The 18,785-nt window shown below is 69.7% G+C and carries 16 protein-coding genes; 15 read left to right on the top strand and 1 reads right to left on the bottom strand.

The window, feature by feature from the left end:
• Positions 1-63 precede the first annotated feature (63 nt).
• Both DMC64_RS26280 and DMC64_RS26275 read left to right on the top strand, forming a co-directional pair.
• On the top strand, positions 64-1,596 hold the full coding sequence (locus tag DMC64_RS26280; protein WP_125735685.1) for a sensor histidine kinase: 1,533 nt from the start codon (positions 64-66) through the stop codon (positions 1,594-1,596).
• On the top strand, positions 1,593-2,255 hold the full coding sequence (locus DMC64_RS26275) for a response regulator (protein ID WP_125735684.1): 663 nt from the start codon (positions 1,593-1,595) through the stop codon (positions 2,253-2,255). Before DMC64_RS26280 ends, DMC64_RS26275 begins: the two co-directional genes overlap by 4 nt.
• Here DMC64_RS26275 and DMC64_RS26270 read toward each other — a convergent pair.
• Complete coding sequence (locus DMC64_RS26270) at positions 2,206-2,817, bottom strand: TetR/AcrR family transcriptional regulator C-terminal domain-containing protein (protein ID WP_233629816.1); 612 nt, start codon at positions 2,815-2,817, stop codon at positions 2,206-2,208. The genes DMC64_RS26275 and DMC64_RS26270 overlap by 50 nt on opposite strands.
• Before the next feature lie 92 nt (positions 2,818-2,909).
• Between DMC64_RS26270 and DMC64_RS26265 the strand changes: the two genes are divergently transcribed.
• From DMC64_RS26265 to DMC64_RS26205, 13 genes are all read left to right on the top strand, one after another.
• Positions 2,910-4,277, top strand: a complete 1,368-nt coding sequence (locus tag DMC64_RS26265; RefSeq protein ID WP_125735683.1) for a DHA2 family efflux MFS transporter permease subunit — start codon at positions 2,910-2,912, stop codon at positions 4,275-4,277.
• A 92-nt stretch (positions 4,278-4,369) separates the two neighbouring features.
• Complete coding sequence (locus DMC64_RS26260) at positions 4,370-5,572, top strand: ROK family transcriptional regulator (RefSeq protein WP_016331776.1); 1,203 nt, start codon at positions 4,370-4,372, stop codon at positions 5,570-5,572.
• A gap of 342 nt (positions 5,573-5,914) precedes the next feature.
• The gene (locus DMC64_RS26255; RefSeq protein WP_233629815.1) at positions 5,915-7,132 is read left to right on the top strand and encodes an ROK family protein; all 1,218 of its coding nucleotides are present in this window, start codon (positions 5,915-5,917) and stop codon (positions 7,130-7,132) included.
• Complete coding sequence (locus DMC64_RS26250) at positions 7,129-8,631, top strand: sugar ABC transporter ATP-binding protein (protein WP_016331778.1); 1,503 nt, start codon at positions 7,129-7,131, stop codon at positions 8,629-8,631. Before DMC64_RS26255 ends, DMC64_RS26250 begins: the two co-directional genes overlap by 4 nt.
• Complete coding sequence (locus tag DMC64_RS26245) at positions 8,628-9,644, top strand: ABC transporter permease (RefSeq protein WP_038518488.1); 1,017 nt, start codon at positions 8,628-8,630, stop codon at positions 9,642-9,644. Before DMC64_RS26250 ends, DMC64_RS26245 begins: the two co-directional genes overlap by 4 nt.
• A gap of 22 nt (positions 9,645-9,666) precedes the next feature.
• Positions 9,667-10,719: a substrate-binding domain-containing protein gene (locus DMC64_RS26240; RefSeq protein ID WP_016331780.1), complete on the top strand. Its 1,053-nt coding sequence runs from the start codon at positions 9,667-9,669 to the stop codon at positions 10,717-10,719.
• A 42-nt stretch (positions 10,720-10,761) separates the two neighbouring features.
• The gene (locus DMC64_RS26235) at positions 10,762-11,931 is read left to right on the top strand and encodes a Gfo/Idh/MocA family protein (RefSeq protein ID WP_125735681.1); all 1,170 of its coding nucleotides are present in this window, start codon (positions 10,762-10,764) and stop codon (positions 11,929-11,931) included.
• 109 nt (positions 11,932-12,040) lie between these two features.
• The gene (locus DMC64_RS26230) at positions 12,041-13,198 is read left to right on the top strand and encodes an inositol-3-phosphate synthase (RefSeq protein ID WP_125735680.1); all 1,158 of its coding nucleotides are present in this window, start codon (positions 12,041-12,043) and stop codon (positions 13,196-13,198) included.
• On the top strand, positions 13,195-14,043 hold the full coding sequence (locus DMC64_RS26225; protein WP_038518478.1) for an SCO3242 family prenyltransferase: 849 nt from the start codon (positions 13,195-13,197) through the stop codon (positions 14,041-14,043). The genes DMC64_RS26230 and DMC64_RS26225 overlap by 4 nt, the downstream gene beginning before the upstream one ends.
• Entirely contained in the window at positions 14,040-15,452 is a 1,413-nt protein-coding gene (locus DMC64_RS26220; protein ID WP_125735679.1) for an EboA domain-containing protein, read from the top strand. Before DMC64_RS26225 ends, DMC64_RS26220 begins: the two co-directional genes overlap by 4 nt.
• A 4-nt stretch (positions 15,453-15,456) precedes the next feature.
• Entirely contained in the window at positions 15,457-16,320 is an 864-nt protein-coding gene (locus tag DMC64_RS26215; RefSeq protein ID WP_125735678.1) for a TatD family hydrolase, read from the top strand.
• Entirely contained in the window at positions 16,317-17,387 is a 1,071-nt protein-coding gene (gene eboE, locus DMC64_RS26210) for a metabolite traffic protein EboE (protein WP_125735677.1), read from the top strand. The genes DMC64_RS26215 and eboE overlap by 4 nt, the downstream gene beginning before the upstream one ends.
• Entirely contained in the window at positions 17,384-18,757 is a 1,374-nt protein-coding gene (locus DMC64_RS26205) for an alkaline phosphatase family protein (protein ID WP_125735676.1), read from the top strand. Before eboE ends, DMC64_RS26205 begins: the two co-directional genes overlap by 4 nt.
• The last annotated feature ends 28 nt before the right edge of the window (positions 18,758-18,785 follow it).

Genomic DNA, 18,785 nt, shown 5'->3' with positions numbered 1-18,785 from the left:
CAGAGATGTCTCGCTTAGACGCCTAAGGGTTCTTTTGTTCTTTGTGGTCACGAGGAGGTGGCGATGGGTGCTCGGGGTTCCTTGGCCCGCCAGCTCCTCGTGTGGCAACTGGTAGTTGTCAGCTGCCTACTCTGCGCGGTGGGTGTGCTGGCCGTCGTCCAGGCGGGGAGCAACTTCCGCACGACCGAGGGACGCCGGGCGCTTTCGGTCGCGGAGAGTGTCGCCGCGCAGGGCATCGTGGGCGACCTCGACAACGGCCCGTGGGAGCTGAACGCGCCCGCGGAGACCGCGCGAAGCCTCTCCGGGGTCGATTTCGTCGTGATCGCGGGAGCGGACCGTTATGTGCTCGCGTCACCTGATCCGGGGCAGGTGCGCACGCTACTCGACCTCGGCGACAGCACCGTCCTCTCTGGACGGTCGTGGGTCGGCGAACTCGACGGCTCGATCGTGGCGCACGTCCCGGTGCTCGACGAGAAGGGCGGCAAGGTGGTCCGCATGGTCGCGGCGGGCTCGAAGTCGCCAGGGTTCTTCGCCGGAGTGCTCGAGTCGCCGGACAACGCCCTGCGCGTGCTCGGGGTCGCGCTGGTGATCGGGGTGAGCGGTTCGCTGCTGCTGGCGCGGCGGGTGAAGAACCAGACGCTCGGCCTGGAGCCGCACGAGATCACCGCACTGGTCGAGAACCGGGAGGCGCTCCTGCACGGCATCAAGGAGGGCGTCGTCGGCCTGGATCCGCAGCACCGGATCACCCTGGTGAACGATCAGGCGCGCGCACTGCTGGCGCTGCCGGACGACGTGGTCGGCCGGTCGGTCGAGGACCTCGACCTCAACGAACGCATCCGCGACCTGCTCACCGGCCGCGCGACCGGCGCCGACCAGATCGTGCTGCGGGAGGGGAAGGTGCTCACGCTGAACCGGATGCCGATCGACGTGCGGGGAGCCGTGGTCACCCTGCGGGACCGCACCGATCTGATGACCCTGCGGGACGAACTCGACGCCAGCAGGCACGCCACCGACACGTTGCGGGCGCAGGCGCACGAGTTCAGCAACCGGCTGCACACGATCTCCGGGCTGCTGGAACTCGGGGAATACGAAGAGGTTCGCGGCTATGTCAGCCGGATCAGCTCGGCGCAAGGGGAGTGGCGCGCGGAGGTCGGCTCGCGCGTCGGCGACCCGGCGGTGGCGGCGTTGCTGATCGCGAAGGCGTCGCTCGCGGCGGAACGCGGGGTCGGGCTGCGGATGGCACCGGACAGCGAACTGGACCGCGTCGAAGACGCCCTTTCCACGGATTTGGTGACAGTGCTGGGAAATCTCGTCGACAACGCCCTGGATGCACTGGGTGGCGAGCAAGGCTGGATCGAGGTCGGAGTGTGGCAGGAGGAGGACGAAGTGCGGGTGGAGGTCCGTGATTCCGGGCCGGGCGTCGCCCCAGAGATCGCGGAAGAGGTATTCGAGCACGGCTTCACCACGAAGGCCGCCGCGCACGGCCAGCGCGGTCTCGGGCTCGCGCTGATCCGGCAGGCCTGCGTGCGGCGAGGCGGTTCGGTCGAGGTGCACAACTCCGGCGGCGCGGTGTTCACGGCGAGGCTGCCGCGATGATCAAGGTGCTCGTCGTCGACGACGATTTCATGGTCGCGAAGGTCCACAGTGGATACGTCACGCGTACGGAGGGGTTCGCCGTGGTCGGGGTCGCGCACACCGGTGCCGACGCGATCCGCCTGGCGCGGGAACTGAAACCGGATCTGGTGCTGCTGGACGTCTATCTTCCCGATGTCGACGGGCTTTCGGTGCTGCGGGAACTGCGCGCGACCGAGGACGTCGACGTCATCCTGATCACCGCCGCGACCGACGTGGAAACCGTGCGGCAGGCGATGCGGGGCGGTGTCCTGCACTATCTGATCAAACCGTTCGAATACGCGTCGCTGCGCGATCAGCTCACTCATTTCGCGTCGTTGCACCGGCGGCTGGACCGTCTCGCCGAGGCCGGGCAGGCCGACGTCGACCAGGTCTTCGGCGCGCGGCCGAGCGCGAAACCCGTGCTGCCCAAGGGACTCACCGCCGAGACCGCGCGACTGGTGGAGAACGCGTTGCGGGGCGCGGACGGCGGGATGTCGGCGAGCGAATGCGCGGAGGCGACCGGTGTCGCGCGGGTGAGCGCGCGCCGGTACCTGGAGCATTTCGTGGCGACGGGGAAGGCCGAGGTGACGCTCAAGTACGGCGGGACGGGACGGCCCGAACGCCGTTATCTCTGGTCGTGACCCCTCCCCGCATTTCGTCCTCTGAATGCGCGACGTCGGCGCGGAGCCCGGCGATCAGGCGGGCGAGGCCGTATTCGAACGACGCGGCCGGATCCTCGTCGTGGTCGCCCTCGGCGTGCTGCTGTTCGTCGATCGCGCAGCCGAGGGTGTACCGGCTGATCGCGAGGATCGCGTGCGTCGCGTCCTCCTCGGCGAAACCGGCCCGCAGCAACGGTTTGATCAGCGGTGTCATCGCCGACCGGCCGGTCGGGCGGGAGCCGGCGTGCAGGCGGGCACCGTCCCGGTAGGACAGCAGCGTGGCGCGGATGGTGCGGGCGCGCCGGGCCAGCCACTCGGGCCAGTCGTCCATCGCCGCGGGATCGTCGAGCGGGGCGAGCCGGTCGTCCAACATCGTTTCGGCCATCTGGTCGAGCAACGCCTGCTTGCTCTTGAAATGCGTGTAGAGCGCGGGACCGCGCACGCCGAGCTTCTCCCCGAGCTTGCGCAGGCTCAACCCGTCCAGCCCGACCTCGTCGAGGAGTTCCAGCGCGGCTCGAACGTAGCCATCCCGTCTCACGACCATGCGCACACCTTCGCCGGTCCGTATCGAAGTTGACAACTCGACGGGATCTTATCACTGTTAAGAACTTAACGGTGATAAGAAGGGCAGGTAGGATGATCGGAAGTCCCGATGAGGACCGGTTGACCCCGGCGTTGTGGGGGACGGCCGCGATCCTGACCATCGGCGGATTCCTGTCGATGTTCACGTCGACCGTCGTCACCGTCGCGCTCGGCACGATCGCGGCCGGATTCCGTGCATCGCTCGGTACCGCCCAGTGGATCGCGACGGGCTATCTGCTCGCGCTCGCCGCGATGGTGCCGGTGAGCGGCTGGGCGTGCCGTCGCTTCGGGACGACGCGGGTGTGGCTGGTGTGCGTCGGCCTGTTCGCGGTCTTTTCCGCACTCTGCGCGGCGGCGCCCTCGGTCGAGGCGCTGATCGTCTTCCGTGTCCTGCAGGGCGCCGCGGGCGGACTGCTGGTCCCGGCGGGACAGATCCTGTTCGCGACGATGGCGGGACCGAAACGGCTCGGCCGGATGATGGCCGTGCTGAGCATCCCGATCTACCTGGCTCCCGTACTCGGCACTCTGGCGGGCAGTGTGCTCGCCGAGCGGTGCGGCGTGCCGTGGCTGTTCCTGGTGAACGTGCCGCTCGCGCTGCTCTGCCTGCTGCTGGGCCGGAAACGGTTGCCGAGGGAAAGGCCCGCCGACACCCGTCCGCTGGATTGGCGTGGCTTGGTGCTCACCGTGACCGGATTGCCCTTGCTGGTCTACGGCTTCGCCGAAGCCGCCCCGATCGCGGCGGCCGCCGGTGCGCTCCTGCTCGCCGTCTTCGTGGTCACCGCGCTGAGGTCGCCGGCACCACTGCTCGACCTGCGGCTGTTCCGCGACCGGACGTTCTCCTCGGCCGCCGCCGTCATCTTCGGGATGGGGATCGCCCTGTTCGGCGCGATGATCGTCCTGCCGCTGTACTACCTCGACGTCCGGCACGAAAGCCTGGTCGCCACCGGGTTCCTGACCGCGCCGCTGGCACTCGGCACGGTGCTGGCCCTTCCGCTAGCGGGCAGGCTGACCGACCGGATCGGCGGCGCTCGGGTGATCTTCGCCGGGCTGATCGTCACGATCATCGGGACGGTGCCGCTCGCGCTGCTCACCGGATCCGACGACTACTGGTGGCTCTCGGCCGTCCAGGTGGTCCGCGGCTGCGGCATCGGGCTGACCACGACGCCGGCGCTCGCCACCGGCCTGGTGTCGGTGCCCAAAGAGCGAATTTCCCACGCGATGCCGCTCTTCGCCATGCTGCAACGCATCGGCGGTTCCTTCGGCACGTCGGTCCTGACCGCGGTCGTCGCCGCGCGGCTCGCAGCCGCTCCCGGGTCCGCGGCGGCCGTCGCGGGCGCGCATGGGTGGATCGCCGGGATCACGGCGATAGTGCTGATCCCGGCGTGGCTCCTCGTCCGCGCCGAAATGTCCACAAAGGACTGACCGGTGGCGGTGGGTTTGTTCCCGTCCGGCGGGCGTGAAGGTTTCCAGTGTCATCCGGGACAGCGGGTGGACAACGCCGTAGGCTCAGGTGAATGAGCACGGCACCCACGTCGGAGCATCCGACGGTCGAAACCCGGCACCAGACCCAGTTGCTCACCCTGTTGCGCGATGAGGGACCGATGTCCCGCGTCGAACTGGGGGAGCGGCTGGAGCTGCCGCGTGCCCGGGTGGGGGCCGAGGTCGCACGGCTGGCCGAGGTCGGCCTCGTCGAGACCGCGGGTCCGTCGGCGAGCCGCGGCGGCAGGCGGTCCACGTTGGTGCGGCTCGCGGGAGACCTGCGGGTGCTGTCGGTCGACGTCGGCGCGACGTCGGTCGGGGTCGCGCTCACCGACGCTTCGTGCGAGGTGCTGGTGCACACCGTCGAGGACTGCGACGTCCGGCAGGGTCCGCACGCCGTGCTCAAACGCGTCGTCGCGCTGGCGGAGAAGATCCGCGAAGAGGCGCCGGGCAAACTGATCGCCGCCGGGATCGGCCTGCCGGGGCCGGTGAGCTTCGCCGAGGGTATGGCGGTCGCGCCGCCGATAATGCCCGGCTGGGACCGGTTCTCCGTGCGCGACCATCTCGGCGGGCTGCTGCGCTGCCCGGTGACGGTCGACAACGACGTGAACTCGATGGCGCTCGGGGAACGGCACGCCGGGGTCGCGCGCTCCATCGACGACCTGGTGTTCGTCAAGATCGGTACCGGTATCGGCTGCGGGATCGTGCTGGGCGGCAAGGTGTACCGCGGCGTCGCCGGCACCGCGGGCGACATCGGGCACATCCGCCTCGACGACTACGGGCCGACCTGCGCCTGCGGTGAGACGGGCTGCCTCGAGGCGTACTTCGGCGGCGCCGCGCTCGCCCGCGACGGGCTGACGCTGGCGCGCAGCGGCCGGTCGACGTACCTCGCCGACGTCGTCGCGGCCCGCGGCGCGATCACCGCGCAGGACGTCGGCCGCGCGGCGGCGTCGGGCGACTTCGGCGCGGTCAACCTGATCCGCGACGGCGGGCGGCGGCTCGGGCAGGTGGTCGCCTCGCTGGTGAGTTTCGTGAACCCCGGCATGGTCGTGATCGGCGGCGGCGTGGCGCAGCTCGGGCATCAGCTGCTCGCCGAGATCCGCAGCTCGGTCTACCGGCGGTCGCTGCCGCTCGCGACCGGGAACCTGCCGATCGTGCTGTCCGAGCTGGGGGACACCGCGGGAGTCATCGGGGCCGCCTGGTCCGCTACGGACCGGGCCTTCACGCTGAGTAGCTGAGCGGTCGGGGCGCCGCGGCTCCGGGATGTCATGAAAGGGTCGTTCAGGACAAATTACGTCCTGAACGACCCTTTCATGACATCTGGGCCGGAGCGCTGGGTGAGCATCCGGCGGCACGTTGGGCACTCACCTGATTCCGATTAGTAACGTCAAGATCGTACAGACTTTCGCTCGAAAAGTGCGAAAGTCTGCGCGGTTTGAGACGGCTAATCGGGTGACGGCGCGCTTTAGTCGACATTTCTGTCCTGTTGTCACCTTGACGGGTGACGGGCACCACCCTACTTTCGCTGGCTAAGTAACAAAGTTTGTTACGGCCGATTCGTAAGTGGGGACTGTGTGGCGGTGACGGAATCCGGGCGGCTCGACCCAGTCAGCCCCCGAACGGCGAACCTCGCCGCGCTCCTGCGGGCGTTGCGCGAGGGGCCGCTCTCGCGCACCCAGCTCGCGGCACGCTGCGGGCTCACCAAGGCGGCCGTCTCCGGGTTGATCACCGAGCTGTCCGAACGCGGTCTCGTCCGCTCCGCCGGACTCCAGGGCGGCGGCAACGGCAGGCCCAGCCAGCTGGTCGAGCTGAACGGCGGCAGCGCGTGCGGGCTCGCCCTCAGTGTCGAGGCCGACCGTTTCGCCGCCGTCGTCACGAATCTCGACGGCCGCGTGGTCGCCGAACGCACCGAGACCGCCGACGTCGCCGCGCTCGGGCTGCACCGGAGCATGGACGAACTCGCCTTCCTCGCCCGGACCGTGCTGCTGGACGGCAGGCCGGTCGGGGTCACCGTCTCGGTGCCCGGCCTGGTCGATTCGGCCGCCGCCGTCCTCCGGTTCGCGCCGACCTTGCGCTGGCGCGACGCCGAGATCGCCGACCTCCTCGCCGCCCGGCTCGGCCTGCCTGCCGAGGCCATCACGGTCGACAACGAGGCCAACCTCGGCGCGGTCGGCGAGGCCGTCGCCGGAGCCGGAAAAGGCGTGCGGGAGCTCTTCTACCTCAGCGGCGGCACGGGGGTCGGCGGCGGGCTCGTGTCCGGTGGCGCGATTTTGCGCGGTGCCAGGGGTTTCGCGGGCGAGGTCGGGCACATCACCGTCGACCCGTCGGGCGAGCAGTGCCCCTGCGGCCGGGTCGGCTGCCTGGAGACCAAGGCCGGGCTCAACGCCGTCCTGCGCGGCGCCGCCTCGCCGGGCGACCCGCTGCACGATCCCGCGCTCGGCGTCGACGGCCGGGTCGGGCTGCTCAAGCACCGCGTCCAGCGCGGTGACCAGCGCGCGGTCGCGGCCGTCTCGGAACTCGGGGTCGCGCTCGGCATCGCGGTGTCCACCGTGGTCGACGTACTCGACCCGGACCTCGTCGTCCTCGGCGGCTACTTCGCCGAACTGGGGGAGTGGCTGGTCGAGCCGGTGCGCCGCGAACTGTCCGCGCGTCCGCTCGGGCACGAGCCCGCCTGCCGCGTCGAGCCGTCGCCGCTGGGCACCACCGCCCCGCTGCGCGGCGCCGCACATCTCGCCACCGAACGGCTTTTCGCCGATCCGACGCTAGTTCCCACCACGGCCGAGGAGGCTCCGGCATGACCCTGCTATCCGTCCGGGGGATCGTGAAGACGTTCCCGGGGGTGCGTGCGCTGGACGGGGTCGACTTCGACGTCGAACCCGGCGAGGTGCACTGTCTGCTCGGCCAGAACGGCGCGGGCAAGTCCACGCTGATCAAGACGCTCGCCGGAGCCCACCGGCCCGACGGTGGTGAGATCTTCTGGCAGGGCGAGCCGGTCACGCTGCCCTCGCCGGTCGCCGCGCTGAAGATCGGCATCGCGACCATGTACCAGGAACTCGACCTGGTACCCGGGCTTTCCGTGGCGGACAACATCTTCCTCGGCCGCGAGCGGGCGAAGTTCGGGTTCACGCGGATCAGCGAGTCCCGGAACAAGGCCGCGAAACTGATGGCGCGGCTCGGGCATCCCGAGATCGCGCCCTCGACCGAGGTCGGCAAGCTGTCCGCCGCCGGGCAGCAGCTGGTTTCGATGGCGCGGGCGCTCGCGTACGACGCGAAGCTGCTGGTGATGGACGAGCCCACCGCGGCGCTGGCGGGCGAAGAGGTCGACAACCTGTTCCGCATTGTCGGCGAGCTGACCGCCGAAGGTGTCGCGATCGTCTACATCTCCCACCGGCTCGAAGAACTACGCCGGATCGGCCACCGCGTCACCGTGCTGAAGGACGGCAAGACGGTCTCCACCGGGCTCGACGCCAAGGAGACGCCGACCTCCGACCTCGTCGCGCTGATGGCGGGCCGCAAGGTCGAAACCGTGTTCGGCCCGCGCCACCAGGAACACGTCGACCCGGACAACGAGGTCCTCAAGGTCGAGAACCTGACCACCGTCGGCGAGTTCGAGAACGTGAACTTCACCGTGCACGCCGGGGAGGTCGTCGGTATCGCGGGCCTCGTCGGTTCTGGCCGCAGCGAGCTGCTGGAGACGATCTTCGGCGCGCGCAAACAGGACACGGGTTCGGTGTCGGTCGACGGCGAACCCGTCCGGCCGGGCAGTGTGTCCGCGGCGGTCAAGGCCGGGATCGGGCTGGCGCCCGAGGAACGCAAGAGCCAGGGACTGCTGCTGGACCTGCCCGTCGTGCACAACGTGACCCTGGCGAGCCTGAGCAAATACGCGACGTTCGGGTTCACCGAGCGGGGCAGGGAACTCGACGACGCCGGGGAAAGCCTGCGGCGTCTCGATCTCCGGCCCGCCGACCCGCACCGGATCATCCGCACGCTGTCCGGCGGCAACCAGCAGAAGGCGGTGCTGGCGCGCTGGCTGGTCCGCGGCTGCCGGGTCCTGCTGCTGGACGAGCCGACGCGCGGGGTCGACGTCGGCGCGCGGGCGGAGCTGTACCGGCTGATCGAGGAACTGGCCGCGACCGGGGTCGCGATCGTGCTCGTCAGCAGCGAGATCCCCGAAGTGCTCGGCCTGTCCGACCGAGTGCTGGTGCTGCGTGAAGGACGTGTCCTGGCTGAAAAGCCGTCCGCGGAGCTGACAGAGGCGGAAGTGCTCGACGTGATTCTCGAAGGGAGTGCGGCGTGACCGACCAAGCCGAATCGGTGCGTACGGAGAGCGCCGTGGAACCCTTGCCCCCCAAGAAGACAGGGTTCAAGTTCACCGCCGATCCCCGGCTGCTCGGGCTGACCGGGGTGCTGGTGATCCTGTGCATCGTCGGCCAGGTGACCAGGCCCGACCAGTTCTTCACCGACGGCAACATCTCCACGATCCTGCGGCTCGCCGCGGCCATCGGGGTGGTCAGCGTCGGGATGACGTTCGTGATCATCGCCGGCGGCATCGACCTCTCGGTCGGGTCGATCGTGGCGCTGTCCAGTGTCTGGCTGACCACCTTGGCCACCCAGTCCTACGGCCCGTTCGTGATGATCCTTTGTGGACTCCTGGTCGGCCTCGGCTGCGGACTGATCAACGGGATCCTGGTCTCCTACGGGAAGATCGTGCCGTTCATCGCCACACTGGCGATGTACGTCTCCGCCCGCGGTCTCGCGGAACGCATCAGCGGCCGCCGCACGCAGGTGGTGTCGGAAGCGGGTTTCCTCGACTTCTTCCGCGGTGACCTGCTCGGCATCCCGGTGCTGATCTGGATGTTCGCGCTGGTGTTCGCGATCGGCTGGGTGGTGCTGAACCGAACCACGTTCGGCCGCCGCACCTTCGCCGTCGGCGGCAACGCCGAGGCATCGCGGCTGGCGGGCATCAACGTCAAACGGCACACCGCGCTCGTCTACGGCGTCGCCGGGCTGTGCTGCGGTATCGCCGCGCTGATGGTCGTCGCCCGCACCACCGCGGGTGCCTCGACCAACGGCATGCTCTACGAGCTCGACGCCATCGCGGCGGTCGTCATCGGCGGCACCCTGCTCACCGGTGGCCGCGGCTCGCTCATCGGCACCCTGATCGGCGTGCTGATCTTCACCGTGCTGTCCAACATCTTCACGCTCAACAACCTGGACACCGACATCCAGAACATCGCCAAGGGCGTGATCATCGTCCTGGCCGCGCTGCTGCAGTTCCGCTCCGTCAAGAAAACCAAGACGAGTACTTGATCACCGTGGATGGAGAGTCGTCATGACCGAACAATCCCTGCACCGCCGCCGTTTCCTGCTGGGAGGCGCGGCCGTCGGAGCGGGTGCGCTGCTGACCGCGTGCACCTCGAACGAGGCACCGGCGCAGAACAACGCGGCCAACGTGGCCAACGCCGGGGCGAACTCGCAGCCCGGAACCCCCGTCACCATCGGGTTCTCGGCTCCTGCCGCGGACCACGGCTGGATGGCGGCCATCACCAAGAACGCCCGCGCGCAGGCGCAGAAGTTCAGTGAGGTCACGCTCAACGCGACCGAGGGCACCAACGACGTCAACCAGCAGATCTCCCAGGTGGAGACCTTGATCAACGCCAAGGTCAACGTCCTGGTGATCCTGCCGTTCGACGGCAAGGCGCTGACCGCGGTCGGCCAGCAGGCGATGGACGCCGGTATCCAGGTGATCAACCTCGACCGCGTCTTCGACACCCCGCTGGCGTACCGCACCTGGATCGGTGGCGACAACTACCGCATGGGTGTCAACGCCGGCAACTACATCGCCCAGCAGATGAAGGCGAAGAACATCGCCAATCCGGTCATCGGCGAGGTCGCGGGCATCGACTCGCTGCCGCTGACCCAGGAACGCAGCAAGGGTTTCAAGGACGCCTTGACCCGTCAGGGTTTCACGGTCGGCCCGCGGGTCTCGGCGCAGTTCACCCCGGAGTCGGGCGAACAGCAGACCTCGAACCTGCTGCAGTCGGCGTCCAAATTGGACGCTCTGTGGAACCACGACGACGACCAGGGCGTCGGTGTCATCGCGGCGATCAACAACGCCAACCGCAAGAACTTCCTGATGGTCGGCGGCGCGGGGTCGAAGAACGCGATGAACCTGATCAAGTCCGACGCCGAACCGCTGAAGGCCACGGTGCTCTACAGCCCGTCGATGGCGTCCTCGGCGATCTCGCTCGCCCGTCTGCTCGGCCAGGGCAAGGGCGCCGGCGACTTCGCAGAGCACGAGATCCCCGCCGAGATCACCACGTACTCCGCGGTGGTCACCAAGGAGAACGTCGACAAGTACATGGACGTCGGCTTCGACTCGTAAGACCCGCGTACCCGACACGCAAGCGGAGACATAGGAGGGGTATTGAGCACGGCAACGGAAACGATCGGGATCGGCATGGTGGGCCACGCGTTCATGGGTGCGGTGCATTCGCACGCGTGGCGCAGCGTGCACCGGTTCTTCACGCCACCGCTGATCCCGCGACTCGCCGTGCTCGGCGGCCGTGACGAGGTGCGGGCGAAGGCCGCGGCGGAACGGTTCGGCTGGGAAGACGTCGAGACGGACTGGCGTGCGCTGATCGCCCGCGACGACGTCGACCTGGTCGACATCTGCACACCGGGCGACAGCCACGCCGAGATCGCGATCGCCGCGCTCGAAGCGGGCAAGCACGTGCTGTGCGAGAAACCGCTGGCCAACACCCTCGCCGAGGCCGAAGCGATGGCCGAGGCGGCGGCGAAGGCACGGGCCAACGGCGTCCGGTCCATGGTGGCGTTCAACTACCGCCGGGTGCCCGCGCTCGCGCACGCCAGGAAACTGGTCGCGAGCGGGGCGCTCGGCGAGATCCGCCACGTGCGGTCGGTCTACCTGCAGGACTGGTTGTCCGATGCCCAGGCGCCGATGACCTGGCGGCTGCACAAGGACAAGGCGGGCTCCGGCGCGCTGGGCGACCTCGGCGCGCATATCGTCGACGCCGCCCAGTTCGTCACCGGCGACACGATCACCGGGGTTTCCGCGCTGACCAACACCTTCGTCAAGGAGCGGCCGGACGGCGACGGCGGCACCGGGCGGGTGACGGTCGACGACACCGCGCTGTTCCTCGGCCGGTTCGCCGGCGGGGCGGTGGCGAGTTTCGAGGCGACCCGGTTCGCGCTGGGCCGCAAGAACGCGATGCGGCTGGAGATCAACGGGTCGAAGGCGAGCCTCGCGTTCGACTTCGAGTCGATGAACGAACTGTCCTTCTTCGACGGTGGCCAGCCGCCCACCGAGGCCGGGTTCCGCCGGATCCTGGTCACCGAACCCGAGCACCCGTACGTCGGGGTGTGGTGGCCGCCGGGCCATCTGCTCGGCTACGAGCACACCTTCACCAACGAGGTCGCCGATCTGCTCGCCGCGATCGGCGAAGGCAAGGATCCCGAACCGTCCTTCGAGGACGGATTGAGGGTTCAGCAGGTCTTGGACGCGGTCGAGCGCAGCGCGTCCGACGAGGCGCGATGGACCACTGTGCCCGGAGTCACCGTGAAGGGGAGTAACTGAGGAGTAGATCCAGCCGAAAGTCGCATGACGGCTATCACTGCGACTTGGTTCGATCCGAAACATCCGACCATCGGAGGTTGGGGTTCTCGGGTTCTTGAAAGGTGGAGAAATGCCTGCTCACGAGCGTACGGGCATCTGGTTGATCGGGGCGAGGGGGTCTGTCGCCACTACCGCGGCGGTCGGGCTTCTCGCGCTCCGCGCGGGGGTGGCCGGCGGTGGCGGCTGTGTCACCGAGCTGCCCGCGTTCGCCGGGGTTCCGTTGCCGGGCTGGGACGATCTGGTCCTCGGCGGGCACGACATCGTGCACACCCCGCTGGAGAAGCGCGCCGAACAGCTGGCGCACGCCGGTGTCTTCGGGCACTCGGTGTTCTCCGCGGTCCGGTCCGGACTGGCCGAGGTGGACGCCGAGATCCGCGACGGCTACCACCCGGCGACGCACACCGGTGCCCAGGCCGACGCGGCCGCCCGGCTCACGGCGGACATCCGGTCTTTCGCCGACCGGCACGACCTCGCGCGGGTCGTGGTGGTCAACGTGTCCTCCACCGAGGCCCCGTGCCCCCACCTGCCCGAACACGACGACCTCGACGCGCTCGAGGCGGCGCTCGCCGACCCCGCACGGGCGGTACTCCCGTCGAGTTCCCTGTCGGCCTACGCGGCCTTGAAGGCGGGAAGCCCGTACGTCGAGTTCACGCCGTCCGCGGGGATCACCCTGCCCGCGCTGCGGAAGCTCGCCGATCGGGAAGGCCTGCCGTACGCGGGCTGCGACGGCAAGACCGGCGAGACGCTGCTGCGCACCGTCCTCGCGCCGATGTTCAGCGCGCGGGCGCTGAAGGTCCGCTCCTGGGCGGGCACCAACCTGCTGGGCGGTGGCGACGGCGAGACCCTCGCCGACCCGGTGACCGCGAACAGCAAGCTGGAATCCAAGGCGCGCGGGCTCGCGGCGCTGCTCGGCGAGGACGTCACCGCGCCGCTGCACATCGACAACGTGCCCGACCTCGGCGAGATCAAGACCGCGTGGGATCACGTGTCGTTCGAGGGTTTCCTCGGCGCGCGCATGAGCCTGCAGTTCACCTGGACCGGCTACGACTCCGCACTCGCGGCGCCGCTGATCCTGGATCTGGCCCGGTTCGTCACCGCGGCGCACGCCGCCGGCCAGAGCGGCGCGCTGACCGAACTCGGCTTCTTCTTCAAGGATCCGCTGGGTAGCGACGAACACCGCTTCGCCGAGCAGACCGCCCGCCTGGTCACCTGGGCGGCCGACCTGTGAAGGCCTATGTGGAACTCGTCCGGGCGCCCGCGGCGCTGACGGTGCTCGGCGACACGGTCGCCGGATCCGCCGCCGCGGGGCTCAAGATGACCGGACGGCGGCTGCTGCTGCCGCTGTCTTCGGTCGCCTTCTATTGGGCCGGAATGGCCCTCAACGACTGGGCGGACCGGAAGCTCGACGCCGTGGAGCGGCCCGAGCGCCCGATCCCGTCCGGGCGGGTGAGCGCGGGCGCGGCGCTCACCACCGGTGCCGCGCTGACCGCGGCCGGACTCGGCCTGGCGGCGCTCGGCGGCGGCCGCCGGGCGATGCGCGTCGCGGTCCCGCTCGCGGCGTCGGTGTGGGCCTACGACACCGTGCTCAAGCCGACCCCGGCCGGACCGGTGGCGATGGCGGCGTGCCGCACGCTCGACGTCCTGCTGGGTGCCGGTGATTCGCCGAAGAAGGCCGCCACGGCCGCGGCGGCGGTGGGCGTCCACACACTCGGCGTCACGGCCCTCTCCACCGGCGAGGTCCACGGGGCGAACCCGGCGACCGCCCGGGCGGCGCTGGCCACCAGCTGCGCGGCGACAACGTTGGCATTGACCGGACCGGCCCGTGGGGGCTGGCATCGCGCCGCCTCGATGGCCGCCGGTTCGGGCTACGCGGGCCTGGTCGGCCGGGCACAGGCGGACGCCGTCCGCGACCCGTCGGCGAAATCCGTGCGGTCGGCGACCAAGAACGGCATCCACGGCATGGTCCCGCTGCAGGCGGCGGTCACGGCGAAGGGCTCGGTACTGGGGGCGGCGCTGGTCGCGGCCGCACTGCCGATCGCCCGCAAGCTGTCGAGGAAGGTGAGCCCCACATGACGTTCTCGCTCGGATACGGCACCAACGGCTTCTCCAACCACCGCCTCGACGACGCGCTCGCGGTGATCGCCGACCTCGGCTACACCGGGGTGGCGCTGACCCTGGACCACGACCACCTCGACCCGTTCGCCGACGATCTGGCGCGGCAGGTCGACCACGTGGCCTCCCGGCTTTCGGCGCTCGGCCTGAACCGGGTCGTCATCGAGACCGGCGCGCGGTACCTGCTCGACCCGTGGCGCAAGCACTCGCCGACGCTGCTTTCGGACGATCCCGCGTTGCGGATCGACTTCCTGGCGCGAGCCTTGCAGATCGCCGGCGACCTCGGTGCGGACTGCGTGTCGTTCTGGTCCGGTGTGTCCACTGTGGACAACGAGCTGGCCTGGTCCCGGCTGCGTGAGGGAGTCGCGGCGGTCCTGGAGCACGCCGCACGGCTGAACGTGCGGCTGGCGATGGAACCCGAGCCCGGCCACCTCGTGCAGCATCTGGACCAGGTCCTGGACCTGCGCAAGGAACTCGGCGAACCGGATCTCTTCGGGGTCACGCTCGACGTCGGGCACTGTGTCGCCGTCGAGCCGGTGAACGCGGCCGAATGCGTCCGCCTCGCCGGTCCGCTGCTGTGGAACGTGCAGCTGGACGACATGCTGCCGAGGGTCCACGAGCATCTGGAGTTCGGCGACGGGCATCTGGATCTGCCGGGGACGCTCGCCGCGCTGGCGGAGATCGGCTACACCGGGTTGGCCGCGGTCGAACTGCCGCGGCACAGCCACGCCGCGCCGGACACCGCGCGACGGGCCTTCGAGGCGCTCACCGCGGCGATGCCGCAGACGTGGCAGACCAAGGCGGAACGCCGGATCCGGGAGAAGCCGTCGGTGATCGGCTCGATCTTCCCGGCCGTCGGCCGCGAGGTCGGCCGGGAGGCGCTGCGCCCGGACGTCGATCCGCAGGGCCTGGTCCACGGCACGGTCGACGACCGGGCACGGGTCCGGCTCGTGTCGGTGCTCGCCGAAGTCTTCGACGACGCGGCGCTGGCCGCGGAACTGCGCGATCTCTACCGCTACGGCGACGACGCCGAGCGGCGCGGGGTCCTGCGGGCGCTCTCCGCACTGGAGTCGCCGGGGGCCGAAGTCACCGATGCCGGGATCAAACTGGTCGAGGACGCCTTGCGCGCCAACGACATCAGGCTGGTCGCCGCCGCCATGGGTGCCTTCGCCCGGTTCCTGGACGACCACACGTGGCGCCACGGCGTCCTCAAATGCGTCTTCGTCGGTGTGCCGCTGGCCGCCGTCGCGGACCTCACTTCCCGCGCGGACGACGAGCTGCGGAGAATGCTCGCCGATTTCGCCGACGAACGCAGGGCGGCCGGACGTGACGTACCCGCCGACGCCCTCGAACTCCTCAAGGAGAACTGAGCCAGTGCGTATCTTCGATCCCCACATCCACATGTCCTCCCGGACCACCGACGACTACGAAGCCATGTACGCGGCCGGTGTCCGCGCGCTGGTCGAGCCCGCGTTCTGGCTGGGGCAGCCGCGCACCAGCGTCGGCTCGTACACCGACTACTTCGACGCGCTCATCGGCTGGGAACGGTTCCGCGCCGCGCAGTTCGGCATCCGGCACCACTGCACGATCGCGCTGAACCCCAAGGAGGCCAACGACCCCCGCTGCCGCGAGGTGCTCGACGTGCTCCCGAGGTACATGGCGAAGGACGGCGTGGTCGCGGTCGGCGAGGTCGGCTACGACTCGATGACCAAGGAAGAGGACGAGGTCTTCTCCCAGCAGCTGGCGATGGCGCTGGAGCACGACCTCCCCGTCCTGGTGCACACCCCGCACCGCGACAAGCTGGAAGGCACCAAGCGCACCCTCGACGTCGTGCGCGAGGCCGGCGTCGCGCCGGAGCGCGTGGTCGTCGACCACCTCAACGAGGTCACCGTCAAGCTGGTCAAGGATTCCGGCGCCTGGATGGGTTTCTCCATCTATCCGGACACCAAGATGGACGAACACCGGATGGTCGAGATCCTGCGCCAGTACGGGCTGGACCAGATGATCGTCAACTCGGCCGCCGACTGGGGCCGGTCCGATCCGCTGAAAACCGCCAAGACCGGGCAGGCGATGCTCGACGGCGGGTTCACCGAGGCCGACGTCGACAAGGTGCTGTGGCAGAACCCGGTCGACTTCTACGGGCTCAGCGGCAGGCTCACGCTCGACCCGCTGCCCGGGTTCACCGGCGAGGCCGTGACGTTCGAGGGCAACTCGGTGCTGCGAGGTGCCCGCAAATGATCTCCTACTGTACGAACGTCCACCCGGCCGAGGACGTCGACGGCATCGTCGCGCAGCTGGAGCGGTACGCGCTCCCGGTGCGTGAGCGGCTGGGCGCCGACCGGCTCGGCGTCGGGCTGTGGCTTTCCGCGCCGGTCGCGCGCGGGCTCGCCGAAGACGCGGAGGCGCGCAAGCGTTTCCGTGCCGAACTCGACGCCCGCGGGCTGTCGGTGTACACGCTCAACGCCTTCCCGTACGGCGGCTTCCACGACGACGTCGTGAAGCACGCGGTCTACCGTCCTGAGTGGACACACCCGGACCGGGTCGCCTACACGATCGACTGCGTGAACGTGCTTTCCGACCTCCTCGCCGAGGATGCTTCTTACGGCAGCATATCCACGCTGCCGTTGGCTTGGCGTGAACCGTGGGGCGAACAGGACGACCGCCGGGCGACCGAAGCCTTCGCCGAGGTCGTCCGCGCGATCGGTGACCGGCCGATCAAACTGGCCGTCGAACCCGAACCCGGCTGCGTGCTCGACACCGTGGCCGACGCGCTGGGCTGGCTGTCCGGCCGCGTCGATCCGGAATACGTCGGGCTGTGCCTGGACACCTGTCATCTCGCGGTGTCGTTCGCCGATCCGGCGGAGACGCTCCAGGCGATCGCGGAGTCCGATGTGGACATCGTGAAGGTGCAGGCTTCCGCCGCGTTGCACGTCGAAGACCCGGCCGAAGCCCGTGACGCGTTGGCGGCATTCGCGGAACCGCGGTACCTGCACCAGGTCCGCGAGTTTTCGGGTGGTGTCGTGCGCAAGGCCGACGACCTGCCCGAGGCGTGGACCGATCTGCCGGGGGAGGGGCCGTGGCGCGTGCACTTCCACATGCCGCTGCACCAGGCCCCGGCCGCGCCGCTGTCCACCACGACCGACGTCCTGCGCACGGTCGCCGCCGGGCTGCCCGGCGAACCGCATATCGAGGTCGAGACCTACACCTGGAGCGTGCTCCCGGACGCGGGCGACCTCGTCGGCGGGATCGCCGCGGAACTCGAGTGGGCACAGGCGAACCTCGTCAAGGAAGGGGCGTCCGCGTGAAACCGTTGGTCGTCATCGACGTCGTCGGGCTGACCCCGAAGGCGTTGCGGGACATGCCGAAACTGTCCGCCGTCGCCCGCGACGGCTGGCAGGCCGAACTGGGTACCGTGCTTCCCGCGGTCACCTGCAGCGCGCAGTCGACGTTCCTCACCGGGCTCATGCCCGCGCAGCACGGGATCGTCGGCAACGGCTGGTACTTCCGCGAGCTCGGCGAGATCTTCCTGTGGCGCCAGCACAACCGGCTCGTCGGAGGCGAAAAGCTGTGGGAGACCGCGAGGGCGGCGCACCCCGGCTACACGTCGGCGAACGTGTGCTGGTGGTACGCGATGGGGATGAGCACCGACGTCACGGTGACCCCGCGGCCGATCTACCACGCCGACGGCCGCAAGTCGCCGGACGCCTACGTGCGCCCGCCGGAACTGCACGATCAGCTGACCGGCGCGCTGGGGGAGTTCCCGCTCTTCCAGTACTGGGGCCCGACGGCGTCGCTCAAGTCGAGTAAGTGGGTCATCGGGGCATCGCGGCAGATCCTGCGGGAGAAGCGGCCGGATCTGCTGCTGACCTATGTCCCGCATCTGGACTACGACCTGCAGCGCTTCGGCCCCGACGCGCCGCAGGCACGGCAGGCCGCGCGTGAACTGGACAACGCGCTGGCGCCGTTGCTCGACGACGCCCGCAACGCCGGGGCGACCGTGGTCGCGCTCAGCGAGTACGGGATCACCAACGTGCACCGGCCGGTCGACATCAACCGGGCACTGCGGCGCGAGGGTCTGCTGGAGGTCTACACCCAGGCGGGCATGGAGTACCTCGACCCGTGGGCGTCGCGTGCGTTCGCCGTCGCCGACCACCAGGTCGCGCACGTCTACGTCCGCGACTCCGCCGATCTGGAGCGGGTGCGTTCGATCGTCGGCGAGCTGACCGGCGTCGACGAGGTGCTCGACCGCGAGGCGCAGGCCAAGTACGGGATCGACCACGAACGCGCGGGCGAACTCGTCGCGGTCGCCGAGCCGGACTCGTGGTTCACCTACTACTACTGGCTCGACGACGCACGGAAGCCCGACTTCGCGCGCGGCGTCGAGATCCACCGCAAACCGGGTTACGACCCCGCCGAGCTGTTCTTCGACCCGGAGGACAAGTTCGCCAAGGCGCGGGCCGGGCTCAACCTGGCGAAGAAGTTCGCCGGGCTCCGGTACGCGATGGACGTCGTCCCGACCGATCCGCGCTGGGTGCGCGGCTCGCACGGACGGCTGCCGGACTCCGCAGAGGACGGTCCGGTGTTGCTGTGCTCGGACCCGGCGTTCCAGCCGTCCGGTCGTGTGGGGGCCACCGACGTGCACCCGCTGCTGTTGTCGCTGCAGGGACTGAAGTAGAGGAGGTCCTCGGTCCAGTGGGTCGTGA

The sequence above is a fragment of the Amycolatopsis sp. WAC 04197 genome (assembly GCF_003947475.1).
GTDB lineage: Bacteria > Actinomycetota > Actinomycetes > Mycobacteriales > Pseudonocardiaceae > Amycolatopsis > Amycolatopsis japonica.
The sequence above is the reverse complement of the archived record's forward strand: the minus strand, read 5'-3'. Positions and strand labels throughout refer to the sequence as shown.